The organism is Herbaspirillum sp. alder98, from assembly GCF_020179755.1.
In the GTDB taxonomy this organism is placed as follows: Bacteria; Pseudomonadota; Gammaproteobacteria; order Burkholderiales; family Burkholderiaceae_D; genus Herbaspirillum.
The window spans coordinates 13,974-35,254 of record NZ_JAIUCY010000002.1 but is presented as its reverse complement, the minus strand read 5'-3'; the positions used below and the strand labels follow the sequence as shown (position 1 = coordinate 35,254).

Genomic DNA, 21,281 nt, shown 5'->3' with positions numbered 1-21,281 from the left:
CATCATTGTCTTAAGCGAGCCCTTGCGTCTAGCGGAATCGAAGGCATCATTGCGGCCTGGCTGCATTTTTTGCCGCAGTCTTTATCCTGAAAGGAAGCATGCAATGAACAAGAACTTCAATAAATGGCTGCTGGCCGCCGCTGGCGTGGCGCTGCTGGCATCGAGCCTGTCGGCCTCGGCCGCCGATCTGCTGGAGACAATCAAGAGCCGCGGCACCCTCAAGGTGGCGCTGGAAGGCAACTACCCGCCATTCAATTTCAAGGATCCGAAGACCGGCCAACTGACCGGCTTCGAGGTCGACGTGGCCAATCTGCTGGCCGCCAAGCTGGGCGTCAAGCCCGAATTCACCACCACCGAGTGGAGCGGCATCCTGGCCGGCCTGGGCGCTGGCAAGTACGACGTCATCATCAACCAGGTGGGCATCACCGACGAACGCCAGAAGGCCTTCGACTTCAGCGATCCGTACACGCTGTCGAGCGCGCAACTGATCGTGCGCAAGGATGAAACCCGTCAGTTCAACAGCCTGGAAGACCTCAAGGGCAAGAAGCTCGGTCTGGGCCAGGGCACCAATTTCGAACAGAAGGCCAAGAGCGTGCAAGGCATCGATGTACGCACCTACCCCGGTTCGACCGAGTACCTGGCCGACCTGGCGGCCGGCCGCATCGATGCCGCACTCAATGACAGCCTGCTGGCGAGCTACATCCTGAAGTCGACCAAGTTGCCGCTCAAGGGTGGCAACCCGGTCGGTGCGATCGACAAGATCGGCATCCCGCTGCACAAGGGCAATCCCAGGTTCCTGGCGGCCCTGAACAAGGCGCTGGCCGACATCAAGGCCGACGGCAGTTTCAAGCAGGCTTCCGAAAAGTGGTTCGGCATTGACGTAAGCCAGCCGCCGAAAGCACAATGACGCACCTGGTCGCGCCCGGCGCGGCCAATTGATGCGCCAGCCCGCCATCCCACTGGATGCGCGGGTGCAGACTATCCCCGCCCGGCGGGGATATTTTTTTGAGAGAGCCTGATGGAGATCCTTGAGTTGCTGCAAATGGCCGCGCCGACCCTGGCGCGCGGCCTGGGCTACACCCTGCTGTTCGCGCTATCGTCGATGCTGGGCGGCCTGGTGCTGGGTTTCACGCTGGCGGTAGCCCGCATCGTGCCCTGGCGCGTGGTCCACTGGCCGGCCGCGATCTACGTCAGCCTGATGCGCGGCACGCCGCTGCTGGTGCAGATCTTCGTGGTGTACTACGGGCTGCCCAGCATCGGCATCGAATTTTCGCCGCTGACGGCGGGCGTATTGACGCTCAGCCTGAATGCCGGCGCCTATCTGTCTGAGAGCCTGCGCGGCGCCATCCTGGGCGTGACCCATGGTCAGTGGAATGCCGCCTACAGCGTCGGCCTGACCTGGTTCCAGACGCTGCGCCTGGTGATCGTGCCGCAAGCCATCCGGGTGGCGGTGCCGGCCATGAGCAATACGCTCATCAGCCTGATCAAGGATTCGTCGCTGGTGTCGGTCATCACCGTCACCGAACTGATGCTGGCCACCAAGGAAATCATCGCGGTCACCTTCCGCCCCCTGCCGCTGTACCTGGCAGCCGCCGCCATCTACTGGGTGCTGAGCCTGGCCTTCGAAGCGCTGCAGCATCGTCTTGAACGCAAGCTGGGGCGTGCGCATCAACCGTAAGCTTCTCGCTTTGCGCCGCATAAAAAACAGCCCGGATGACATCGATCATCCGGGCTGTTTCTTTTCATTAATTTACTGCAATAAAACAATTATTCGTGGGGAATTAGCGACGATTGTTGACGTCCAAGCGTGGCTCTGTGCGACAGCGAGCCGACTTTTGAGGGTGGGAATCAGCGCTTGACGCGGTAGATATCCTGCCCCACTTCGTTAATCTGACGACGCAATTCGCGGCGTTCGTCAGCGCTCAATTTGCCGGTGCGACGTTGTTCCTGTTCGGCTGCCATCTGGTTGCGGTGATCGGCCTGGCTGAATTCGCCATGGGGTTGCCTGAAGTCACCGGGCGGACCTTGCATCGGTCGCCCTCCCTGCGGCGGACCCGCCAGCGCAGTGCCGGAGGCACCTATCGCCAGCGCCGCAGCCAGACAGAGCTTGTTGATGACATCAATCTTCATAACGCGTTTTTCCACATGTTCCGAGAATCGAAACGATGATTTTCGAGATGATTCCAGTGTAGGTCGCCGGGCGCGATGGTATAAGATGATTAACGTAAGGGATGTAACACTTTGTATCGATTCCTCGGCGGCATATTGCTCTAAATTGCGAAGACGCTACCATAGGCACCATGAACTCTACCCTCAGCAACAATACTAATACGACAACACCCGCCAATCAATTCAAAGTCTTGGTGGTCGACGATGACATTCGTCTGCGCGACTTGCTGCGTCGCTACCTCACCGAACAGGGTTTCAACGTGGTCACGGCCGAAAACGCCCAGGCCATGAACAAGCTTTGGATCCGCGAGCGCTACGACCTGCTGGTGCTGGACCTGATGCTGCCGGGCGAAGACGGGCTGGCCATCTGCCGCCGCCTGCGTGGCGCCGGCGATCAGACCCCGATCATCATGCTCACCGCCAAGGGCGAGGACGTCGATCGCATCATCGGGCTCGAGATGGGCGCCGACGACTACCTGCCCAAGCCATTCAATCCCCGTGAACTGGTGGCCCGCATCAACGCGGTGCTGCGCCGCAAGGGGCCGGACGAGTTGCCCGGCGCGCCTTCCGAGACGCCCGAGACGTTCGAGTTCGGTGACTTCCTGCTGGACCTCGGCACCCGCACCCTGAAAAAGAATGGCGAAACCATTTCGCTGACCACCGGCGAATTCTCGGTGCTGAAGGTATTTGCCCGCAATGCGCGCCAGCCGCTGTCACGCGAGAAGTTGATGGAAATGGCGCGCGGTCGCGAATATGAAGTGTTCGATCGCAGCCTGGACGTGCAGATCTCGCGCCTGCGCAAGCTGATCGAGCCCGATCCGGCCAATCCGCTCTATATCCAGACCGTGTGGGGCCTGGGTTACGTCTTCATCCCTGAAGGAAAACCGCGCTGATCCCCGCTGCCAGCGCGCCGCAGCAGGCCATTCGATGAAAGCACGCTCCCAGTCGGGATGGTTCAGCAATGGACTGTTCTGGCGTACCTTCTTTCTGCTGACCTTCCTGATCACCGCCAGCATGGTGGCCTGGGTGGCCAGCTTTCGCATGGTCGAACGCGGCCCGCGCGCCGAACAGCTGGCCGCGCAGATCGTCTCGGTGGTCACCATCACGCGTGCAGCCCTGACCCACTCGGCGCCCGAGATGCGGCGCGAACTGCTGTTCGACCTGGCCAGCAACGAGGGCATCCGCATCTATCCGCTCGAGAAGAGCGACCGCGTGATGCCGCCCGAAGACTCGCCCATCGTGCCCGAGCTCGAATACTACGTGCGCCAGTCGCTGGACGAGAACACCCTGTTCGCGTCCAGCGTCAACGATGTCGACGGCTTCTGGATCAGTTTCAATATCGACGATGACCGCTACTGGCTGATGCTCGATCGCGGCCGGCTGGACCGCACCTCGGGCCTGCAATGGCTGGGCTGGGGCTCGATTGCGCTGTTCCTGTCGCTGATCGGGGCCGGCTTCATCTCGACCCTGATCAACCAGCCGCTGGCGCGCCTGACGGCGGCGGCCCGCGCCATCGGCAAGGGCCGCCAGCCCGAACCGCTGCCCGAGGCCGGACCGACCGAGATCGAAGAAGCCAATCGCAGCTTCAACCAGATGGTGGCCGACATCAATCGCGTCGAATCCGATCGCGCCCTGATTCTGGCCGGCATCTCGCACGACCTGCGCACGCCGCTGGCGCGCATGCAGCTTGAAGTCGAGATGGCGACGCTGTCCGACGAAGCGCGCGACGGCATGCATTCCGATCTGGCGCAGATGGACAGCATCATCGGCCAGTTCCTCGACTACGCCAAGCCGTTCGACGCCAGCAACCTCGACAGCGTCGACCTGTCGTCGCTGTTGCTGGACGTCATCGCCAGCGCCGCCCGCCTGCCCGACGTCAAAATTACCAGCCAGATCGCCCCCACCAGCGAAGTTGCCGGCAACGCCACCGAACTTGCGCGGGTATTCAACAACCTGGTGGAAAACGCCCGGCGCTACGGCAAGACACCCGACACCGACTGCGCCGATATCGAACTGCGCACCCGCAACGAAGGACACAACGTCATCATCGAAGTGAGCGATCACGGTCCCGGCGTGCCCGAGAGCGAGTGCGAGCGCCTGCTGCGACCGTTCACGCGGCTCGATGACGCGCGCGGCCAGGCCAACGGTTCGGGACTGGGGCTGGCCATCGTCAATCGCATCGTGCTGCGCCATAACGGCAAGCTGCTGCTCAAGGGACATGACGACAAGCACGGCGGCCTGCTGGTGCAGATCACGCTGCCACTGATCCATCACCGCCGTCATGCCTGATCGACGCGCACTGCTCTGGTGGGGATTGCTGCTGGCAGGCTGGTCGGCGCACGCCTGGGCGCAGACGGTCGAGCGCAATCTCAGTGTGACGCCCAATGCCCGCGCCACGCGTCCGCTGGTCATCATCGGCCCGGTACAACCGGCGCCCCCTGTGGTGAGCGCACCGGCCGCGCCGCATACCGGCGCCATCGGCTCCTATGCGGCAGAGGCGCCGGGGCCTGACATCCGCGCCAGGAATGTCGACTACGCCACCGTCTTTCCCGTGATCGAACGCGTGCCGGCCGGCGCTACCATCAACCAGGTCGCCTGGCGCTACGCCATCGCCGGCAAGCCACCCGGCTTCGAAGCGGTTCTGTGCTGGAAGGATGCCGCCACCTGCTGGACCGTAAGCGACGCCAGCAATGGCAACACCCGCTTCTTCAACGGGCGCGACGCCAACCAGGCCTTTACCCTGCTGTACCGGGTACGCGGCAGCGGTGCGCTGGCGCCGCTCAAGGGCGAGATGAACCAGGTCATCGTGACCTACGACGTGCCGCGCTGAGGGCGCAGTACGCTACCCCCCTATTCTGCTCAATCACCCAGTTCATCGATTTCGCGGGCGCGCTGCAAGGCGTCGTCGATGCGCTCCACCGGGATCACCTTGAGGCCTTCGATCGGCTGCTTGGGCGCATTGGCCTTGGGGATCACGGCGATCGAAAAGCCCAGCTTGGCGGCTTCGCGCAAGCGTTCCTGGCCACGCGGCGCGGGACGGATCTCACCGGCCAGGCCGACTTCGCCAAACACCACCAGCCCCCGTGGCAACGGCTTGTTGCGCATCGATGAGTTGATCGCCATCAGCACGGCCAGGTCGGCAGCCGGTTCGGTGATCTTGACGCCGCCCACGGCATTGATGAAGACATCCTGATCGAACGCGGCAATGCCCGCGTGCCGGTGCAACACGGCCAGCAGCATCGCCAGCCGGTTCTGCTCCAGGCCGACCGACAAGCGGCGCGCATTGGGCACGTGCGAGGTATCGACTAGCGCCTGGATTTCGACCAGCAAGGGACGCGTGCCCTCCTGGGTCACCATCACGCAGGAACCCGGCACCTGCGTGTCGTGCTGCGACAGGAACAGCGCCGACGGGTTCGACACCCCCTTCAAGCCCTTGTCGGTCATGGCGAACACGCCCAGCTCGTTGACCGCGCCGAAACGGTTCTTGAAGGCGCGCACCAGGCGGAAGCTGGAATGCGTGTCGCCTTCGAAGTACAACACCGTATCGACGATGTGTTCCAGTACGCGCGGCCCGGCCAGCGCGCCTTCCTTGGTGACGTGGCCGACCATGATGATGGTCACGCCCGAGGTCTTGGCCGCGCGCGTGAGTTGCGCCGCGCATTCGCGCACCTGCGCCACCGAACCGGGGGCCGAGGTCAGCGCATCCGAGTAGATGGTCTGGATCGAGTCGATCACCGCCACCTCGGGCTTGTGGGTGGCCAGCGTGGCGAGGATCTTTTCGAGCTGGATCTCGGCCTGCAACTGCAGCTCGCCCGCATCCACCGCCAGGCGCTTGGCGCGTAGCGCAATCTGGGCGCCCGACTCTTCGCCGCTGACGTAGAGGGTCTTCTTGTGCCGCGAAATGTTGGCCAGCGCCTGCAGCAGCAAGGTCGACTTGCCGATACCCGGATCGCCGCCGATCAGCGCCACCCCGCCCGGCACCAGGCCACCGCCCAGCACCCGATCGAATTCGTCGATGCCGGTGGTAAAGCGCGGCACGTCGATGGCATCGATATCGGCCAGGGTCAGCACCGGCGCCGTCTGCGCCAGGCTTTGCGGCTGCGCCGAGTAACGGTTGCCGCCGGAGGCCTCGACCACCGTCTCGACCAGCGTGTTCCACTGGCCGCACGCCGGGCATTGCCCGGCCCAGCGCGTGGTGACGCCGCCGCACTCGGTACAGGTGTAATTGGTTTTTGCCTTGGCCATGCTTGATTATTCCCCGGGGGTTATTGGACTTCGCGAACGGCCACGCGCGGCGCCAGCGCGCACATCAATTCATAGCCGATGGTGCCGGCGGCAAACGCCACCTCATCGATCGGCAGGCCCTCGCCCCACAGCACCACGCTGCTCCCGACATGGGCGCCGGGCACCTGCGACAGGTCGACCGCCAGCATGTCCATCGATACCCGGCCCACGGTCGCCGTGCGGATGCCATCGACCAGCACCGGCGTGCCGTTGGGCGCATGCCGGGGATAACCGTCGGCATAGCCGCAGGCCACCACGCCGATGGTCATCTGGCGGTCGGCCACGAAGCGGCTGCCGTAACCGATGGCCTCGCCCGGCGCCACCTGTTGCATGCCGATGATTTCGCTGCGCAGGGTCATCGCCGGACGCAAGCCGAAATCGGCCGCGGTGCCGCCGCCGGGCGTGCCGCCGTACAGCATCACGCCCGGGCGTACCCAGTCGAAGGCCAGTTCCGGATGCAGCAGGTCGGCGGCCGAGTTGCACACGCTACGGGCGCCGGCCAGGCCGGCGGTGCCGTCCGTGAAGCGCTTGATCTGCTCGGCCAGCGGCAGATCGGGGTTGCCCTCGTCGTCGGCATTGGCGAAGTGGGTCATCATCGTGATGCTGCCGATGGCGGCAATCTTCGCCAGCCGCGCGTGGGCGGCGCGATAGGCCTCGGGACGAAAGCCCAGGCGGTTCATGCCGCTGTTCATCTTGAGGTGGGCATGCAGCACGGCATCGGTGGCAAAGGCTTCCAGATGGGCGATCTGCTCGTCGCAATGCACGGCGAACTGGATATCGTGTGCCGCCAGCTGCGGCAGGTCGGCGGCATCGAAAAAGCCTTCCAGCAGCAGGATCGGCTTGTTCCACCCCAGTTCACGCAGCCGCACCGCGTAGTCGGGCTCGATCAGTGCCAGTCCGTCGGCGTCGGCGAAGGCGCGCATGGCACGCTCCAGGCCATGGCCGTAGGCATTGGCCTTGACCACGCCCCAGGCCCGGGCGCCGGGTGCCTTGGCGCGGGCCACGGCAAGATTATGTTGAAGTGCGGAAATACTAATGGAAGCGACAATCGGTCTGGGCATGATGAATTGGCAATTCTTGTCGGAAGTCTGGCGCCAGGCAGTAACGGCGCCAACCCGGCCTGGTGGCGCGGGTGGCCGCTGTTTTCCCGGCGCCGCGCGCCGGTTAGTTTGCCCGGTCGGGGAACAAGCGGGCATTTTACCGGACGAACGGGAGGCAGTCAGGAAAGCAGGTCATCTTGTAACCTGACAGCCGGGTGACTTCTTTCATTGGCCGCCATGGTTTCATGGTATAAAGCTAGCCGGACCTAATTTGTTACATTTTGGACAGGGATGAATCGCGGTTTCTATACCATCATGGCGGCGCAATTTTTTTCGTCGCTCGCCGATAATGCGCTGCTGATCGCCGCTATCGCGCTCCTTGCCGAAATGCATTCACCCGCATGGATGACGCCGCTGCTCAAGCTGTTCTTCGTGCTGTCCTATGTGTTGCTGGCAGCCTTCGTGGGCGCCTTCGCCGATGCCTTCCCAAAGGGCAAGGTCATGTTGATCACCAACATGATCAAGATCTTCGGCTGCAGCCTGATGTTTTTCACCGTACACCCCCTGCTGGCCTATGCCGTCGTCGGCTTTGGCGCCGCAGCCTATTCGCCGGCCAAGTACGGCATCCTGACCGAACTGCTACCGCCTGAGAAACTGGTCGCTGCCAATGGCTGGATCGAGGGCCTCACCGTTGGCTCCATCATTCTCGGCACGGTATTGGGGGGCGCACTGGTCAACCCCCATGTTTCCAAGATCATCCTTGGCTTCGACTTCCCCTTCTTCGACTTCCCGATCGACACGCCCACCGAAGCGGCGCTGTGCATCATCTCCGTCATCTACATCGTCGCCGCCCTGTTCAACCTGAGCATCCCCGAGACCGGCGCCCGTTATCCGAACCAGCAGCGCAACCCGATCCGACTCATCGTCGACTTCGCCGGCTGCTTCACCACGCTCTGGAACGACCGCCTGGGCCAGATCTCGCTGGCAGTGACCACGCTGTTCTGGGGTGCCGGCGCGACGTTGCAGTTCATCGTCTTGAAGTGGGCCGAGAAATCACTGCACATGCCGCTCGACAAGGCCGCCATCCTGCAGGGCATCGTGGCTGTAGGCGTGGCACTGGGCGCGGTGGCTGCGGCCCGTTTCGTGCCCCTCAAGAAATCGCTGTCGGTGATGCCGCTGGGCATCATCATGGGTATCGTGGTGATGCTGATGACCACCACCACCTCGGTGTGGGTGGCCTATCCGTTGCTGGTGATCATCGGCGCGCTGTCGGGTTACTTCGTGGTGCCGATGAATGCGTTGCTGCAACATCGGGGCCATGTGCTGATGAGCGCCGGACATTCGATCGCGGTCCAGAACTTCAACGAGAACCTGTCGGTGCTGACCATGCTGGTGCTGTATGCCTTCATGGTGCGCATGAACCTGGACGTCAACACGGTCATCATCATCTTCGGCTCGTTCGTGGCCGGCATCATGTACCTGATCATGCGCCGCCATGCGGCCAACCAGCGCGAATACGACTCGCTGTCGCTGATCGGCGAAGACAAGCATCCACATTGAGCGTCATCGGGCGGTGGCCGCTACGGCCCGCCCCTTGCGCCTGACCATCAGCGCTCAGCGCGATCCCGTCGACACCACCGCCTGGCGAACCTGTTCGCCGGCCCGTCGTTGCCAGTCCTGCGGCACGGCAAAGCCACGTTCGATTTCGACAGCGTCGCCCTGGTCATCGGCCTGCGGCGCACGGCACACCGCCACCAATACCGGCTCTTCAATGCCTGCCAGCTCCTCCAACAACGCGGCCAACGAGATCGCCCGGGCCATCGGCACCCGTGCCGGCGCCAGCCATTCCAATCGACGCAGCGGCACGAACATCAATTCCGGCGACGACGCATAGCGGCTTTGCCAGCCATCGGCGTCGGCCCAGAAGCCACGGCAATGGTCTTCGGCAATGCCGAGCACCGCTGGCAGACGCATCGGCTGCGCGTAGAACAACCAGCCCCGCACCAGAGCCTGGGCCGAGGTGACCGGCTCGGGCAAGACCAGCGCGGCGGCGCGATGCTGCGACAGCAGCAGTTGCCGGGTCATGATCTTGCGCATCTTGCGGCCGAGCGAATCGGCCAGATTGGGGCCGACGAAGGCATCGGCGCCCGTGCCATCCTGCGCCGGGTCGTGCTGCAACAGGTAGAACTTGGTGGCGAACTCCCAGTGCTCCAGGCCATGGCCGGCGTTCACATCGGGCCGACGCACCAGGAAATCGAATTCGCCGATGGTCACGCGCGACGGTCCATCGTCACGCACCTGCAGGTTGGCAGCCACCAGCTGCTGCCGCCAGTGCAGGTAAAAGCCGAGCAACTGCTCGGCATAGCGCCCCAGGCGCGCCGTAGGATGGCGTTGCAGTTCATCGTGAAGTCCGGCCAATGCAGCGGGCTGCTGCAGCGCGTCGAGCCAGGCCACCACCTCGGGCGCCGGCGGCCCCAGGGTCGCGACACGCCCGTCCCAGCATGGCGCATCGATGGCCAGCAGATCGGGCGCATCCAGCAGCCAGGCCAGGGTGCGCACATGCGGGTCGCGCAAGGTGGGCCAGCGGCGATGAAAGCGCTCCTGGTGGAGCATCGCCACGCCAGGCGGGCGAGTGCTGGGCATTCAGGCCTTTTCGTTTTGTTGGTAGGTGCTCATGGCCAGGCACAAGTCGGCCCAGGCGCGGCTCTTGTCTGCCAGCGTACGCAACAGGTAGGCCGGGTGATAGGTCACCACCAGCGGCAGGTCCTGGTAGCGGTGCACGGTGCCGCGCAGCTTCGATACCGGCGTCGACGGATCCAGCCCCAGCAGCGACAGCGCAGCGGTCTTGCCCAGCGCCACCAGCACGGTCGGCTGGATCAATGCGATCTGGCGCTGCAGGTACGGCATGCAGGCCGCCACTTCTTGCGGCGACGGCGGACGGTCGCGCCCGTTGTCATCGGTAGGACGGCATTTGACGATATTGGCGATGTAGGCATTCTCGCCGCGCCGCACGCCCATCGATAGCAGCATGTTGTCGAGCAGCTTGCCGGCCGGGCCGATGAAGGGCTCGCCCTGCAAATCCTCGTTGCGGCCCGGGCCTTCACCGATGAACAACCAACGGGCTTTTTCGTCGCCGACGCCGAAGACGGTGTTCTTGCGGCCATTGCACAACCCGCAGCGACGGCAATCGGATACGGTCTGCCTGACCTGGCTCCAGTCCATGGCAGCGATTTTGGCCACCATCGGGTCGAGCGCCGGCGCGGCTTCATCGTCATCCTGGTCGGGAATCAGCAGCGGCTCGGCCGATGCCGCAAAATCCATCTCGTGCAGCCACGATGGCACGCCATCGTCGACCTGAGGGGCAGTCGCCGGTTGCACCGGTTGCGCCGGCTTGATCGCGGGCGCCGCCGGCGCCGCTACAACCGGGCGCGGGGCCGGAGCCGCTACAACAGGCGCCGCCGCGATCACTGCGGGCGCGACAGCCACCGGCAGATCGGGCGCCAGGGCCTGTGCCGCTTCTTCGTGGGCCAGTTCGCGTCGTACCCATACCGGGCCGATGCCCAGCGCATCCAGCAATTCCAGCGAGGAGCCAACACCCTCCTCGCGCTTCAGTTCTTCGCTCATAACGGCAAGCTCATGACGATCGCCCCTTCTCGGGCATTGTTGACGGCCGGGTAGTAATTCTTGCGCCGACCGATCTCTGTGAATCCATAACGCTGGTAAACCTTGAACGCATGGCCATTGGACTCTCTCACCTCAAGCAGCATGCGCTGCATGCCCAGCTGACGCGCCACGATGCCGGCACGCCACAGCAGCAAGCGCCCCAGTCCCTGATGCTGATGGGCCTGCGCCACGCTGATATTGAGCAGGTGGGCCTCGTCGACCGCCTGCATCACCAGAAAATAACCCAGCAGGCTACCCTGGCCATCGCGCAGCGTATAGGCCTGATAGCCGCTGTAGAGCGAATCGAGAAAATTGCCACGGGTCCAGGGATGCGAATAGACCGCGTTTTCGATCGCGACCACCGCGTCTACCTCATCGACCGTCATCGGCGCCAGTTCCAGCACGCCGAACCGGGCCTGCAGCCCGGCCTCGAGCGCGGCAGCCTCGGCAGGCGTCATGCCTGCCCCTTGGCCGCATCGCGCACGGCGCGCTCGGCCGTGGTCAAGGCCACCTTGTTACGCAAATACAAGGGTTGCGCCTGCTGCGCCGGCAAGCCGCCATGCTGGGCAAACTGCAGTTGCCCCAATGCCGCCACGGCACGCGCGTGCGGCATGAACTGCGGCTGCGCCTGCGCAAAATGCTGCTGGCAGAATTCAACGGTGAAGTGCGCCGCATAAGCCTGCAGCCCATTGCCGCAAGCAAACGGACGCCCCTCGGTGACGACGTCAACTGCCGTCGACAGGGTCGGCTCGACCAGGGTCTCCCATCCGGTCGGGGTGGCGCGATAACGCGCCCAATACACCTCGCCCATGCGGGCGTCGAGAATCGACAGCACCTCGGTCACCTCGGGATGGGCGCTCCGACAGGCCTGGGCCGCCGCTTCCAGCGTCACCACCGGCACCACCGGCCGGTCGCAACCGAAGGCCAGGCCCTGCACCACGCCGCAGGCGGTGCGCACGCCGGTAAATGAGCCGGGGCCGACGCCGAAGGCCAGCGCATCGCACTGGGCCAGCGCAATGCCGGCATCGGCCAGCAACTGGCGGATCATCGGCAGGATCGAATCGGAATGGGTCTGGGTGCCGGCGGATTCGCGGGCGATCAGCTCGCCTTTGTAGAGCAGTGCTGCCGAGGCGATCTCGGTGGATGTTTCAATGGCTAGAATCGTGGACATCCCGCTATTCTACCGTGGCGAAGGCGCAATTTCGCGGCGCTTTGCGGCGGCGCAAAGCGCCTCGGTCCGAAGCGGGTAAAATAGCGGCGCCATGTCCTACCAGAAACTTGACCATACCAACCGCCGCCAACTGGCCGACGCCCTGCGCAACGATACCTGGGTGGTGGCCTGCCTGTGCGCCGCGTGGTGCGGCAGCTGCCGCGAGTATGAGACCGCCTTCAGCGCGTGGGCAGCACGCTCGCCGCAATATCATTTCGTCTGGATCGACATCGAAGACCAGGCCGACCTGCTGGGCGACATCGATGTCGACAACTTTCCCACGCTGCTGATCGAACGCGGCGCCACGGTCACCTTCTTCGGCCCGATGGAACCCGACACCCGCCTGGCCGAGCGCATCCTGGCCGCCCAGGTCGACAAATCCGACGCCGACCTGCAACGCGAAGCCATCAGCACCAAGGAACGCCGCACCTGGCAGGAAGAATGCAGCCTGCTGGGTAAACTGGCCGACGTTATCTAAGCCTGAACCTGCAAGCTCAAGCCAGCCAGGGATCGCTCTCCGGATGCGGATAGCGGTGGCTGACATACTCCACGAAGCTGCGCACCTTGGCCGACAACAGCCGCCGGCTGGGATACGCCATCGATATGCCTACCCGCCCGATATCGTAGTCCGACAGCACACGCACCAGGCGCCCGCTGCGCAAGTCGTCGCCCAGCGAGAACGACGGCCGCAGCGCGATCCCCATGCCTGCCAACGCAAATTCGCGCAGCAGCACCCCGCTATTGGACACCACCTTGCTGATGATGGGCACATCCACCACGCCGTCGTCGGTATTGATATGCCAGTGATGACGCAGATATTCGTGTGAGAAGTTAAGGCAATGATGCTGCGACAGGTCACCCGGCTCGGAAGGCACACCATGTTTTTCCAGATAGGCCGGTGCCGCGCACAACACCACCTGGGCCACCCCCAGCTGGCGCACGATCATGCTGGCGTCGACCTTTTGCAGGCTGCTGAAGAAGCCGACATCGATGGCTTCCTCGACGATGTCGACCGCCCGGTCCGACAGCGTCACGTCCAGCACCACCTCGGGATAGAGCTGCGAATAGCCCGCCAGCAGCCCGCCCACCTGCGACTGGCCGAAGCCGGCATGCGAATACACGGCCAGGGTGCCGGTCGGCTTCTTGGTGTCGAGCGAGACCAGCGCCTCGGCATCATCGATCTCGGCCAGGATCAGCCGCACCCGCTCGAGATACGCCTGGCCGGCTTCGGTCAGCGACAAGCGCCGGGTCGAGCGATTGAGCAGACGCGTGCCCAGGTGCGCCTCCAGATCGGCGATGAAGCGGGTCGCCACGGCGTTGGATATCTCCATTATTTCTGCCGCCCGCACGAAGCTGCCCTGCTCCACCACCTTGGCGAACACACGCATTGATTGCAGCCGATCCATTTTTCAAGCCCTCGATTGTTCCGGATTAGGAAATAGTCAATTCCGATTAGACCCATTTTTCTTTGGACAGGCAATAACTACACTGCATGCATCGGTTGGGTGATTGCAAAAAGCAACAGGCACCCACCACCCGATAGGCACCAGGTGGCCAGTTGCTCGACCACCAAAACTTAATCAACTAATAAAGAAAGAAGGACATCATGAACATCAAGAACATTACCCTCGCCGCCGCCCTGATGATTGCTGCCGGTACCGCCATGGCTGAAGCACCCTATCCACCAGAAACCCCATTCGTCTCGACCCATACCCGCGCTGACGTGAAGGCCGAACTGCAACGTGCCCGCGCCAATGGCGAGATCACCGTGCGCAACGAATATCCGGTGATCCAGCAACCTGCCTCGCAGCTGTCGCGTCAGCAAGTCCAGTCGCAAGTGCAACAAGCCGGCAACAACCGCACACAGAACCTGTACAGCGGCGCCTGATCGCCTGATGTCTGGCAGCCTGCTCCAGGCTCAATCGTTCCGGCCGCGATCCGCCCCTGGCGTCTGAACCACCGGTTCGTGTACTTCAAGGCAACACAGCTGATCCAGCAAGATCCGTACCGCAACACCAACTGCCATGCCGCCTGCACCACTTGCAGCGCATGACAGCTGGTGTCCCCCCTCCCTCCAGTTTCACGCTCCCGCCCGTTTCTGCTGCAGTGCGACATGCAAATCCCGCATGGCGAGACTGTGTGCGGCCAGTTTTTTCTTGAGATTTCGGCATTGCAGATGTAAAGTCAAGGGTTTGTTCCCTCCGGCCTAGCTAGCGATTGTTCGTCAAAGTCGGCCACCTTCCTTTATCTCTATGGCTTTATACGTTCACAAATACGGCGGCACATCGATGGGCTCAACCGAGCGCATCAAGAATGTCGCAAAGCGCGTTGCCAAGTGGCACGACGCAGGCCATCAGATCGTTGTCGTGCCGTCCGCGATGTCTGGTGAAACCAACCGTTTGCTCGGTCTGGCCAAGGAAATCATGGCACAGCCCGAAGGTCGCGAGCTCGACATGCTGGCCTCCACCGGCGAACAGGCATCGGTGGCGCTACTGGCCATTGCGCTGCAGGCACTGGGCAAGCAAGCCGTGTCGTACGCCGGCTGGCAGGTGCCGATCAAGACCGATTCGTCCTTCACCAAGGCGCGCATTCGCTCGATCGACGACACCAAGGTGCGGCGCGACCTCAACGCCGGCAAGATCGTGATCATCACCGGCTTCCAGGGCGTGGATGCCGACGGCAACATCACCACGCTCGGCCGTGGCGGCTCGGACACCTCGGCGGTTGCCGTGGCGGCGGCCATCAAGGCAGCTGAATGCCTGATCTACACCGACGTCGACGGCGTCTACACCACCGACCCGCGCGTGGTCAGTGAAGCGCGTCGTCTCAACACCGTGACGTTCGAGGAAATGCTCGAGATGGCGTCGCTGGGTTCGAAGGTCCTGCAGATCCGTTCGGTCGAATTCGCCGGCAACTACAAGATGCCCACGCGCGTGCTGTCGTCGCTGACTGACCCTTTAATGCCGTTGTCCGAAGAGACCATCTCCGGCACCCTGATTTCGTTTGAGGAAGACAAGAAAATGGAACAAGCCACCATCACCGGCATCGCCTTCAGCCGCGACGAGGCCAAGATCACCGTACTGGGCGTACCTGATCGTCCGGGCATTGCATATCAGATCCTGGGCCCGGTCGCCGACGCCAACATCGAAGTCGACATGATCATCCAGAACCAGTCGGTCGAAGGCAAGACCGACTTCACCTTCACCGTGCCGCGCGCCGAATACGCCAAGGCCGTGGAAGTGCTCAACAGCAGCGTCAAGGCCCACATCGGCGCGGCCTCGATCAATGGCGACACCAAGGTCTCGAAGGTATCGGTGGTCGGCGTCGGCATGCGCAGCCACGTGGGCATCGCTTCGCAGATGTTCCGCACCCTGTCGGAAGAAGGCGTGAACATCCAGATGATCTCGACTTCCGAAATCAAGATCTCGGTCCTGATCGACGAAAAGTACATGGAACTGGCCGTGCGCGCGTTGCACAAAGCCTTCGATCTGGAAAGCGCAAAGTAAGAGAAGCTGGCGGCGGTCGATTAATGATTTTTTGCAAGACTTTGGTTGACCAAACGCCTGTCAGAAGCTATTATGCGTGACTTCGCTTCAGGCAGAAATTAATTGTCTTAAGTGTGGGAGACGTGGCCGAGTGGTCGAAGGCACTTCCCTGCTAAGGAAGCATATGGGCTTAAACCTGTATCGAGGGTTCGAATCCCTCCGTCTCCGCCAGAAACATTGATAAAACGGGCCCTTGCGGCCCGTTTTTCATTTCTACCCAATGTCATACTGGCCGACATCTAAAACGTAGCGCCTCAGCTGCTGCTCAAGCTGTTTCGAGAACCTCTCCTTTCGAAATATGTTCTACATCTTCCAACCGCTTCACCACCTCAACCGCATTTCCCAATGGGTCAAGGATCACGGGGGGCAGGTTCACCTATCCGCAGACACATTCGCTCTTTCCATCCATTTAGGTGGGCGCACCATACGGCTTCATCCCAGATTTTCCACAAAGGTTTCCGGAAAAATAGGCTATACGCGCTTGTTCGACGGCAAAGGGGCCTTTATCGGCTGGGTGCCCGAGGCATCACCAACATGGCCTGAATCGCTCGATAAGGCACGCTTCAAGCTGAGCGCCAACAAACTGAAGCTACGTGTACCCGCCGGATGGAATAGTGGCGAATTCCTGGTCGAGGACTACCTGATCAAGCCCAGGAGTGGATCGTTCGGCGCGAACATTGCCGGCCCGTACAAGGCAAGCCGGGTAAAGCGACCACTCGACGGGCAGGAGCACTTCTACGAACAGTTCATTCCCGGACGCAGCATGAAGATATGGTGCTGGAATCAACACGTGGCGGCGGCCGAAGTAATCGAGCCGCCTTACCTGATTGGGGATGGTGAAAGAAGCATCCAGGAACTTGCCGACTATCGGCGCAGCAGCGTCGATAAGGTCCTGTCCCTGGACAGCTCGGCGGACGTCCTGGCATGGCAAGGAAGAAGTCCCGGCTCGGTGCCCGAAGCCGGCGAACGGGTCTGGATCGATTTCAAATACGTCACGCCGTTTGACAACGTCACCTTCCTCGACCGGGACGGTTGGAGCGCATGTTCAGCTTCGGTGCGGCATCAGGTGGCGCATGCTGCTGCATGCCTGTACCAGCACCTCTCGGCTCAGCACCAGAATCTGCTGTTTACCCTTGATGCCGTAGTCGACCACGAAGATCGGGTGTGGCTGCTTGAGATGAACAGCCATCCGATGGTGCATCCCAATATCTACCCACTGATGCTGCCCGACGTCTGCCGCCACGCGACCTGACATATCACCCGGCCTCAGGACCGATTCAGGGGAACGGGTGAGGAAAACGCGCTTGCGGTGTCGAGAACATGTCCATCGCTAACGGCATCCTGCCGTAACCGAAACTGATCGGGATGGCATGCGGCACCAGGATTCGGCCCGATATCAAGGGAGTCCCGTCAATCGTCACGGGCGTGTCCGGCAGTGTCATATCCACCCATACGGCGAACGTACCTGCATCACGCAGGCGGAGGGCAATATCGGTGGCATGGCGTGCAAAGCAATCGAGGGCGGCGCCGTAATCGATTTCAGCAACAGGCTTCCCGAGCGCGTCGGCGCGCCTGAAATAGCTAGGATGCGTGTACAGCTCGGCGTGATCGTCAGTGCTTTCCACTCGTTGCGGGTCCTGGCCCGTTCCTGAGGCTTGTCCCATCCGTGCGCTGACAGCGGTCTCGATTTCAGAAAACGCGGATTCGAGTGCATGTTCGCCATCCGCCGCAGCAGCGGCAGACACGGCCGTGAAGTGACGTTCGGCATTCTGGACGAAGAAGAACCAGACCGGAAACAGTCCGAGGTCCAGCATCTGCAAGCTGACGCGACACCCTTTGCGCGACAGTTCGTTTATTCTCGACGCCCATTGAATGGGCAATGAGGCTAGCCTTACCCCCTTGCCACCACGCTGGGCGAACCAGTGACGCATGAAGGCATCCCGTTCGACCACTTCAAACAAAGCCGCCTTCTGCGCGGCTTGCTCACTCCTGCCGCTCGCGCACCCTGACGAATTGGCCGACGTCAGCGGATGCACGCGGTACCGGGCGGGAAGCGACGACAAGGCATAGACGCACTCCGCAGGTACCCAATGCTTTGTTCCGGTCGCGATCTCCACCGCCTCACGCCAAAGATATTGGCGCGCCGGCTCAAATGGATGGTAAGGAAAATTCGTCGAACGATGCTGGGATGGCGAGTAGCCAACCAATGATTGCGGCAGGAGCATGCCGGGCAGCTCGCCCCACTGCGCCGCATGACAGTCGCGCGGTTGCCGATAGGCATATCGCTCGACGGCTTCGGCGATCGCCTTATCATAGGCACGCGCGGGGTCCGCATCACGCCCGTGGCCGCGCACCAGCGCCCCCGGCGAAGGGCCCGCGATGAATGCCTGCCCGGTGTGAAACGGCAAGGCGTCGTGCTTGTCCATCCACTCGAAATGAATCTGCGGCGAACGAAGCGGCTTTGCGGCATCGTCCGCCCCACCCGCGTCGACGTTACCGAACAGACCGCCGATGATCGGCAGGGATAGCGCCGGATCGCAACCGAACAAGGCGCTCGCATGGGGCGTATCGATGACGCCCATGGCGCTCCATGCGCAAGCTTGTTCGGTTGCCGCCAGGGCGACGTTCTGCACGACCGAACCAGCTTCGATCATGACGTGGGAGAACGCGCGGCTGCCGTATTTCAGGGCGCCGGCCCGGATGTCCGCCGTAATAAGCAGCCATCCCGCAGCGCCGCGCATGATGGCCGGATTGGACAGCGCCCTGGGCACCTGGGCGACGTCGGACGATGGCAAGGCCTCAAGCTGGACTGCGCCGTCATTGAAGTGCACCTTGTAGCTGCCGGCCGAAATATCCTCGATCCTGCTCAACAGGACCAGGTACAGCGTCAACGGATAGAGCCCGCCCGCTGACGCAACCACCCGCCGTCCGCTCTCCCCACATCCATAGGCGGCGAACAGGAGTGCATTCAGGCAGGCCTTCGACACGGCACCGCCGCCGAAACCGGATGCCGACGAGCGCGCCGAGGCCAACGACAGCAAGCCGCCGACAGGCGGCACGCCAAGTCCGATCAAGCCGCCGGGCGGCGGCAATGACGCGGCCGCAGCAGCGACCGCGGGCGGCAAACTGGAGGATGGCAAGCGCTTGCCACTCTTCTCCAGCATCCTCGCAAAATGCGGCAGGCCGAGCGATGCATCGACCAATACACCCGCAGACAGCATGTCAGCGATGAAAGCGGAGAACTCCCGATCGCCGAAATGCGCCAGCGCCCGTTCGCCGATCTGCTCCAGCGAGAGCTCGCCCTGGCACCAGTCAAACAGCTTGTCCAGGTAGCGCGCGGGGGCCGCTACCTCAAGGACCTCTTCTGCAAGCCTGAGCTTCAACCGATCGCCGCTGATCTTGCCGATTCCAGCCAGTATCGGACATAGCCTGGCAGGATCGTTCAGTCGATCCTGTAGCATCAATGAGGACGCCATCATGCACTCAGTCCTTGCAGGCGATCCACAGCTCGCGCGGCAGATCGTAGTCGCCATGCAGCGCCAGCTTGCCGCCAAAGCGCTCATGCGCGCGGCGCAGTCGCTGCACGCCCCGGGCGCTGACGGCGTTGCACGCCATCCAGCCCCCCGAAAGCAGATGCGACCAGAGGGGGGCGAACAGGTCGACCTCGCTTTCTCCAGGACAGCCCAACCAAATCATGTCAGGGGCAGGCAACATCGCCGGCACGCCGTCCAGCTCTGAACACAGAATGTCGACATGGACACCGTGTGCGAAGGCGTTGTAGGCGATGTCCTCGCAGCGGTCTTCGCGACGCTCGATGGCGAACACGCGGGAGCCGGGCCGCGACATCTTCCATTCGATGGCGATGGCTCCCGATCCTGCACCGACGTCCCACATGACATCTCCGGCAGCACCCTCCAGTTGCCGCATGATCTCCTGGCGCAAGCGCCCCGGGGTCTGCTGCGCGCCGAAGCGGGACAAGTAACGGCGCGCAGAACCTGTCGCATCGTTTTCGTCGCCGTACAGTGCCGGTATGGTCATGCCCGTCATCCTCGTCAGGTGCTGGCCAACGAGGCAACGAATTCGTCCGCCGCGACCTGGATGCCGGTGCCGGTCCAACGAACCCCCTCGCCGTCGAGGTCGGCCGCATGGCTGCTGATCACGAAGCCGCCGGCAATGTAGCTGCCGCCCTCTTCAACATCCAGGTGATAGAGCGGCGTGTCAGGATGCATCATGTGATAGATCGGTTGTACATGCTTCCAGCCGTCGACATGGGCATGCGTCTGCGGCACATCGAAGCGCAACGGCCGGGCGTCACGCTGGAGCCTGACACCGACACCGTTTTCCTTCTCGACCAGGTAATGATTGAAGTTGTAGACCCCCCACCATTCAGTCTGCACGCCATCCTGTTCAAAGCGCATCCACATCGCATGCTCGTCAGAGATCATTAACGGCGCTCCGCTTCCGGTGCGCAGCTCGATGATCCGGCGCGTCATGCCCAGCCGTGGGTTCTCCAGCGCTCGCACCCGCGATACGCCGCTGAGGGTGCGAACCATCTCGCCGCCGGTGAATGTCTCGATGGTTTTGGTCGTGCCATCGGCCAGCAAGACGGGCGTGCCGGCCAGGACGCAAGATCCTGAGTCGCAGCCAAGGCTGGCAACGGAAGCATCAAATGAGCGCTCGACCGGCAAGCGTGTGACGCTCCAGCCGGCCACGGTCTGCGCCGACGGCCGGTAGAAGATGTTTAAATCGGTGGGCTTTTCGGTATCGGCCGACGGCGACTGCATTTTTTGTTCGGACATTGCCTTGCTCCCTGAATAGTTAGTGTTTGACCGGAGAAGCGACGGCTTCCCATTTGATTACCTTTGCCTCGCCTTGCGGCATCGGCGCCAATTGGTGGATGACCTGGCCCGGAAAAATAGTGGTGCGCAGTTCGGTCAGGATGTCCTGCACGCCGCCATACGGGGCGATCAGGTCAATGATCCAGACCTGCTCTCCGGAACGCCAGTCGGACGCGGTCAGATGGTGTGGCGCCTTGCGATATCGACTCACGACATCGTCAGACAACGTCGCCCAGGTGACGAAAGCCAACGGCATTTGCTCGCGCATGTACAACTTGGCCTGGTCCAGCACCAGCGGCGGCATGATGCGCCACTCCAGATCGCTTAGCAGCGTATGCCGGGTAGCGCCCTGCTGCATCATCAGCCATGTGACCGGTCCGAGCACTGGAATTTTCTGGCTGACGCGCTTGGCCTGCTCCATCGCGATCTCGGCCAAATCATGCAGTTCCTTGCCGGAAAATTCATTCTTTGCTTCGCTCATCAATCATCCTTCATTGTCAATTTGTGTCCTGGATTCAAACGACGTCACACG

22 protein-coding genes and 1 tRNA gene are annotated in these 21,281 nt (G+C 62.5%); 11 read left to right on the top strand and 12 right to left on the bottom strand.

The genetic code is table 11. The features are described from left to right. Positions 1–103: 103 nt before the first annotated feature. Together LBW87_RS05120 and LBW87_RS05115 are read left to right on the top strand one after the other, a co-directional pair. Complete coding sequence (locus LBW87_RS05120) at positions 104–907, top strand: cystine ABC transporter substrate-binding protein (RefSeq protein WP_225200372.1); 804 nt, start codon at positions 104–106, stop codon at positions 905–907. 111 nt (positions 908–1,018) lie between these two features. Beyond that, positions 1,019–1,678 carry an amino acid ABC transporter permease gene (locus tag LBW87_RS05115; RefSeq protein ID WP_225200371.1) on the top strand — a complete coding sequence of 220 codons (660 nt, stop codon included), beginning with the start codon at positions 1,019–1,021 and terminating at the stop codon, positions 1,676–1,678. Positions 1,679–1,848: 170 nt separating this feature from the next. On the opposite strand, the gene LBW87_RS05110 is transcribed toward LBW87_RS05115, so the two are convergent. Then, entirely contained in the window at positions 1,849–2,130 is a 282-nt protein-coding gene (locus tag LBW87_RS05110; protein ID WP_225200370.1) for a hypothetical protein, read from the bottom strand. A 170-nt stretch (positions 2,131–2,300) separates the two neighbouring features. Here LBW87_RS05110 and ompR point away from each other — a divergent pair, with 170 nt between their 5' ends. Genes ompR through LBW87_RS05095 form a run of 3 tightly spaced genes read left to right on the top strand, consistent with a single transcriptional unit; the run spans position 2,301 to position 4,999 of the window. Then, on the top strand, positions 2,301–3,062 hold the full coding sequence (gene ompR / locus LBW87_RS05105; protein ID WP_225200369.1) for a two-component system response regulator OmpR: 762 nt from the start codon (positions 2,301–2,303) through the stop codon (positions 3,060–3,062). 34 nt (positions 3,063–3,096) lie between these two features. Beyond that, positions 3,097–4,458, top strand: a complete 1,362-nt coding sequence (locus tag LBW87_RS05100) for a sensor histidine kinase (protein ID WP_225200368.1) — start codon at positions 3,097–3,099, stop codon at positions 4,456–4,458. Beyond that, positions 4,451–4,999 (top strand): flagellar protein FlhE, encoded by a 549-nt coding sequence (locus LBW87_RS05095; protein ID WP_225200367.1) that lies wholly within the window; start codon positions 4,451–4,453, stop codon positions 4,997–4,999. The genes LBW87_RS05100 and LBW87_RS05095 overlap by 8 nt, the downstream gene beginning before the upstream one ends. A gap of 29 nt (positions 5,000–5,028) precedes the next feature. Here the strand turns inward: LBW87_RS05095 and radA are convergent, their stop codons facing one another. Together radA and alr are read right to left on the bottom strand one after the other, a co-directional pair. Continuing rightward, on the bottom strand, positions 5,029–6,414 hold the full coding sequence (gene radA, locus LBW87_RS05090; RefSeq protein ID WP_225200366.1) for a DNA repair protein RadA: 1,386 nt from the start codon (positions 6,412–6,414) through the stop codon (positions 5,029–5,031). A gap of 20 nt (positions 6,415–6,434) precedes the next feature. Then, entirely contained in the window at positions 6,435–7,514 is a 1,080-nt protein-coding gene (gene alr, locus LBW87_RS05085; protein WP_225200365.1) for an alanine racemase, read from the bottom strand. A 270-nt stretch (positions 7,515–7,784) separates the two neighbouring features. Here alr and lplT point away from each other — a divergent pair, with 270 nt between their 5' ends. Next, positions 7,785–9,053, top strand: coding sequence for a lysophospholipid transporter LplT (gene lplT, locus LBW87_RS05080; protein ID WP_225200364.1), 1,269 nt, complete (start codon positions 7,785–7,787; stop codon positions 9,051–9,053). A 54-nt stretch (positions 9,054–9,107) separates the two neighbouring features. Here the strand turns inward: lplT and LBW87_RS05075 are convergent, their stop codons facing one another. From LBW87_RS05075 to tsaB, 4 genes are read right to left on the bottom strand one after another with little or no spacing between them, the layout of a single operon-like run. Then, positions 9,108–10,136 carry a DUF1853 family protein gene (locus LBW87_RS05075; protein ID WP_225200363.1) on the bottom strand — a complete coding sequence of 343 codons (1,029 nt, stop codon included), beginning with the start codon at positions 10,134–10,136 and terminating at the stop codon, positions 9,108–9,110. Continuing rightward, complete coding sequence (locus LBW87_RS05070) at positions 10,137–11,117, bottom strand: uracil-DNA glycosylase (protein WP_225200362.1); 981 nt, start codon at positions 11,115–11,117, stop codon at positions 10,137–10,139. It lies immediately after the preceding gene. After that, entirely contained in the window at positions 11,114–11,614 is a 501-nt protein-coding gene (rimI, locus tag LBW87_RS05065; protein WP_225200361.1) for a ribosomal protein S18-alanine N-acetyltransferase, read from the bottom strand. The genes LBW87_RS05070 and rimI overlap by 4 nt, the downstream gene beginning before the upstream one ends. After that, complete coding sequence (gene tsaB, locus LBW87_RS05060; RefSeq protein ID WP_225200360.1) at positions 11,611–12,327, bottom strand: tRNA (adenosine(37)-N6)-threonylcarbamoyltransferase complex dimerization subunit type 1 TsaB; 717 nt, start codon at positions 12,325–12,327, stop codon at positions 11,611–11,613. The genes rimI and tsaB overlap by 4 nt, the downstream gene beginning before the upstream one ends. 91 nt (positions 12,328–12,418) lie before the next feature. Between tsaB and LBW87_RS05055 the strand changes: the two genes are divergently transcribed. Continuing rightward, the gene (locus LBW87_RS05055; protein WP_225200359.1) at positions 12,419–12,844 is read left to right on the top strand and encodes a thioredoxin family protein; all 426 of its coding nucleotides are present in this window, start codon (positions 12,419–12,421) and stop codon (positions 12,842–12,844) included. Between the two features lie 16 nt (positions 12,845–12,860). Here LBW87_RS05055 and LBW87_RS05050 read toward each other — a convergent pair whose 3' ends face one another. Next, entirely contained in the window at positions 12,861–13,772 is a 912-nt protein-coding gene (locus LBW87_RS05050) for a LysR family transcriptional regulator (RefSeq protein ID WP_225200358.1), read from the bottom strand. A 200-nt stretch (positions 13,773–13,972) separates the two neighbouring features. Between LBW87_RS05050 and LBW87_RS05045 the strand changes: the two genes are divergently transcribed. The 4 genes from LBW87_RS05045 (at position 13,973) to LBW87_RS05030 (ending at position 17,163) form a co-directional block, all read left to right on the top strand. After that, the gene (locus LBW87_RS05045) at positions 13,973–14,254 is read left to right on the top strand and encodes a DUF4148 domain-containing protein (RefSeq protein ID WP_225200357.1); all 282 of its coding nucleotides are present in this window, start codon (positions 13,973–13,975) and stop codon (positions 14,252–14,254) included. A gap of 364 nt (positions 14,255–14,618) precedes the next feature. Then, positions 14,619–15,872, top strand: coding sequence for an aspartate kinase (locus LBW87_RS05040; protein WP_225200356.1), 1,254 nt, complete (start codon positions 14,619–14,621; stop codon positions 15,870–15,872). 116 nt (positions 15,873–15,988) lie between these two features. After that, positions 15,989–16,082: transfer RNA gene (locus LBW87_RS05035), tRNA-Ser, on the top strand. Positions 16,083–16,209: 127 nt separating this feature from the next. After that, the gene (locus LBW87_RS05030) at positions 16,210–17,163 is read left to right on the top strand and encodes a hypothetical protein (protein WP_225200355.1); all 954 of its coding nucleotides are present in this window, start codon (positions 16,210–16,212) and stop codon (positions 17,161–17,163) included. A 25-nt stretch (positions 17,164–17,188) separates the two neighbouring features. Here LBW87_RS05030 and LBW87_RS05025 read toward each other — a convergent pair whose 3' ends face one another. Genes LBW87_RS05025 through LBW87_RS05010 form a run of 4 tightly spaced genes read right to left on the bottom strand, consistent with a single transcriptional unit; the run spans position 17,189 to position 21,230 of the window. Beyond that, entirely contained in the window at positions 17,189–19,390 is a 2,202-nt protein-coding gene (locus LBW87_RS05025) for a YcaO-like family protein (protein ID WP_225200354.1), read from the bottom strand. A 4-nt stretch (positions 19,391–19,394) separates the two neighbouring features. Then, complete coding sequence (locus tag LBW87_RS05020; RefSeq protein WP_225200353.1) at positions 19,395–19,949, bottom strand: hypothetical protein; 555 nt, start codon at positions 19,947–19,949, stop codon at positions 19,395–19,397. A gap of 14 nt (positions 19,950–19,963) precedes the next feature. Then, on the bottom strand, positions 19,964–20,710 hold the full coding sequence (locus LBW87_RS05015; RefSeq protein ID WP_225200352.1) for a hypothetical protein: 747 nt from the start codon (positions 20,708–20,710) through the stop codon (positions 19,964–19,966). Positions 20,711–20,729: 19 nt separating this feature from the next. Further along, the gene (locus LBW87_RS05010) at positions 20,730–21,230 is read right to left on the bottom strand and encodes a toxin-activating lysine-acyltransferase (protein WP_225200351.1); all 501 of its coding nucleotides are present in this window, start codon (positions 21,228–21,230) and stop codon (positions 20,730–20,732) included. Positions 21,231–21,281 lie beyond the last annotated feature (51 nt).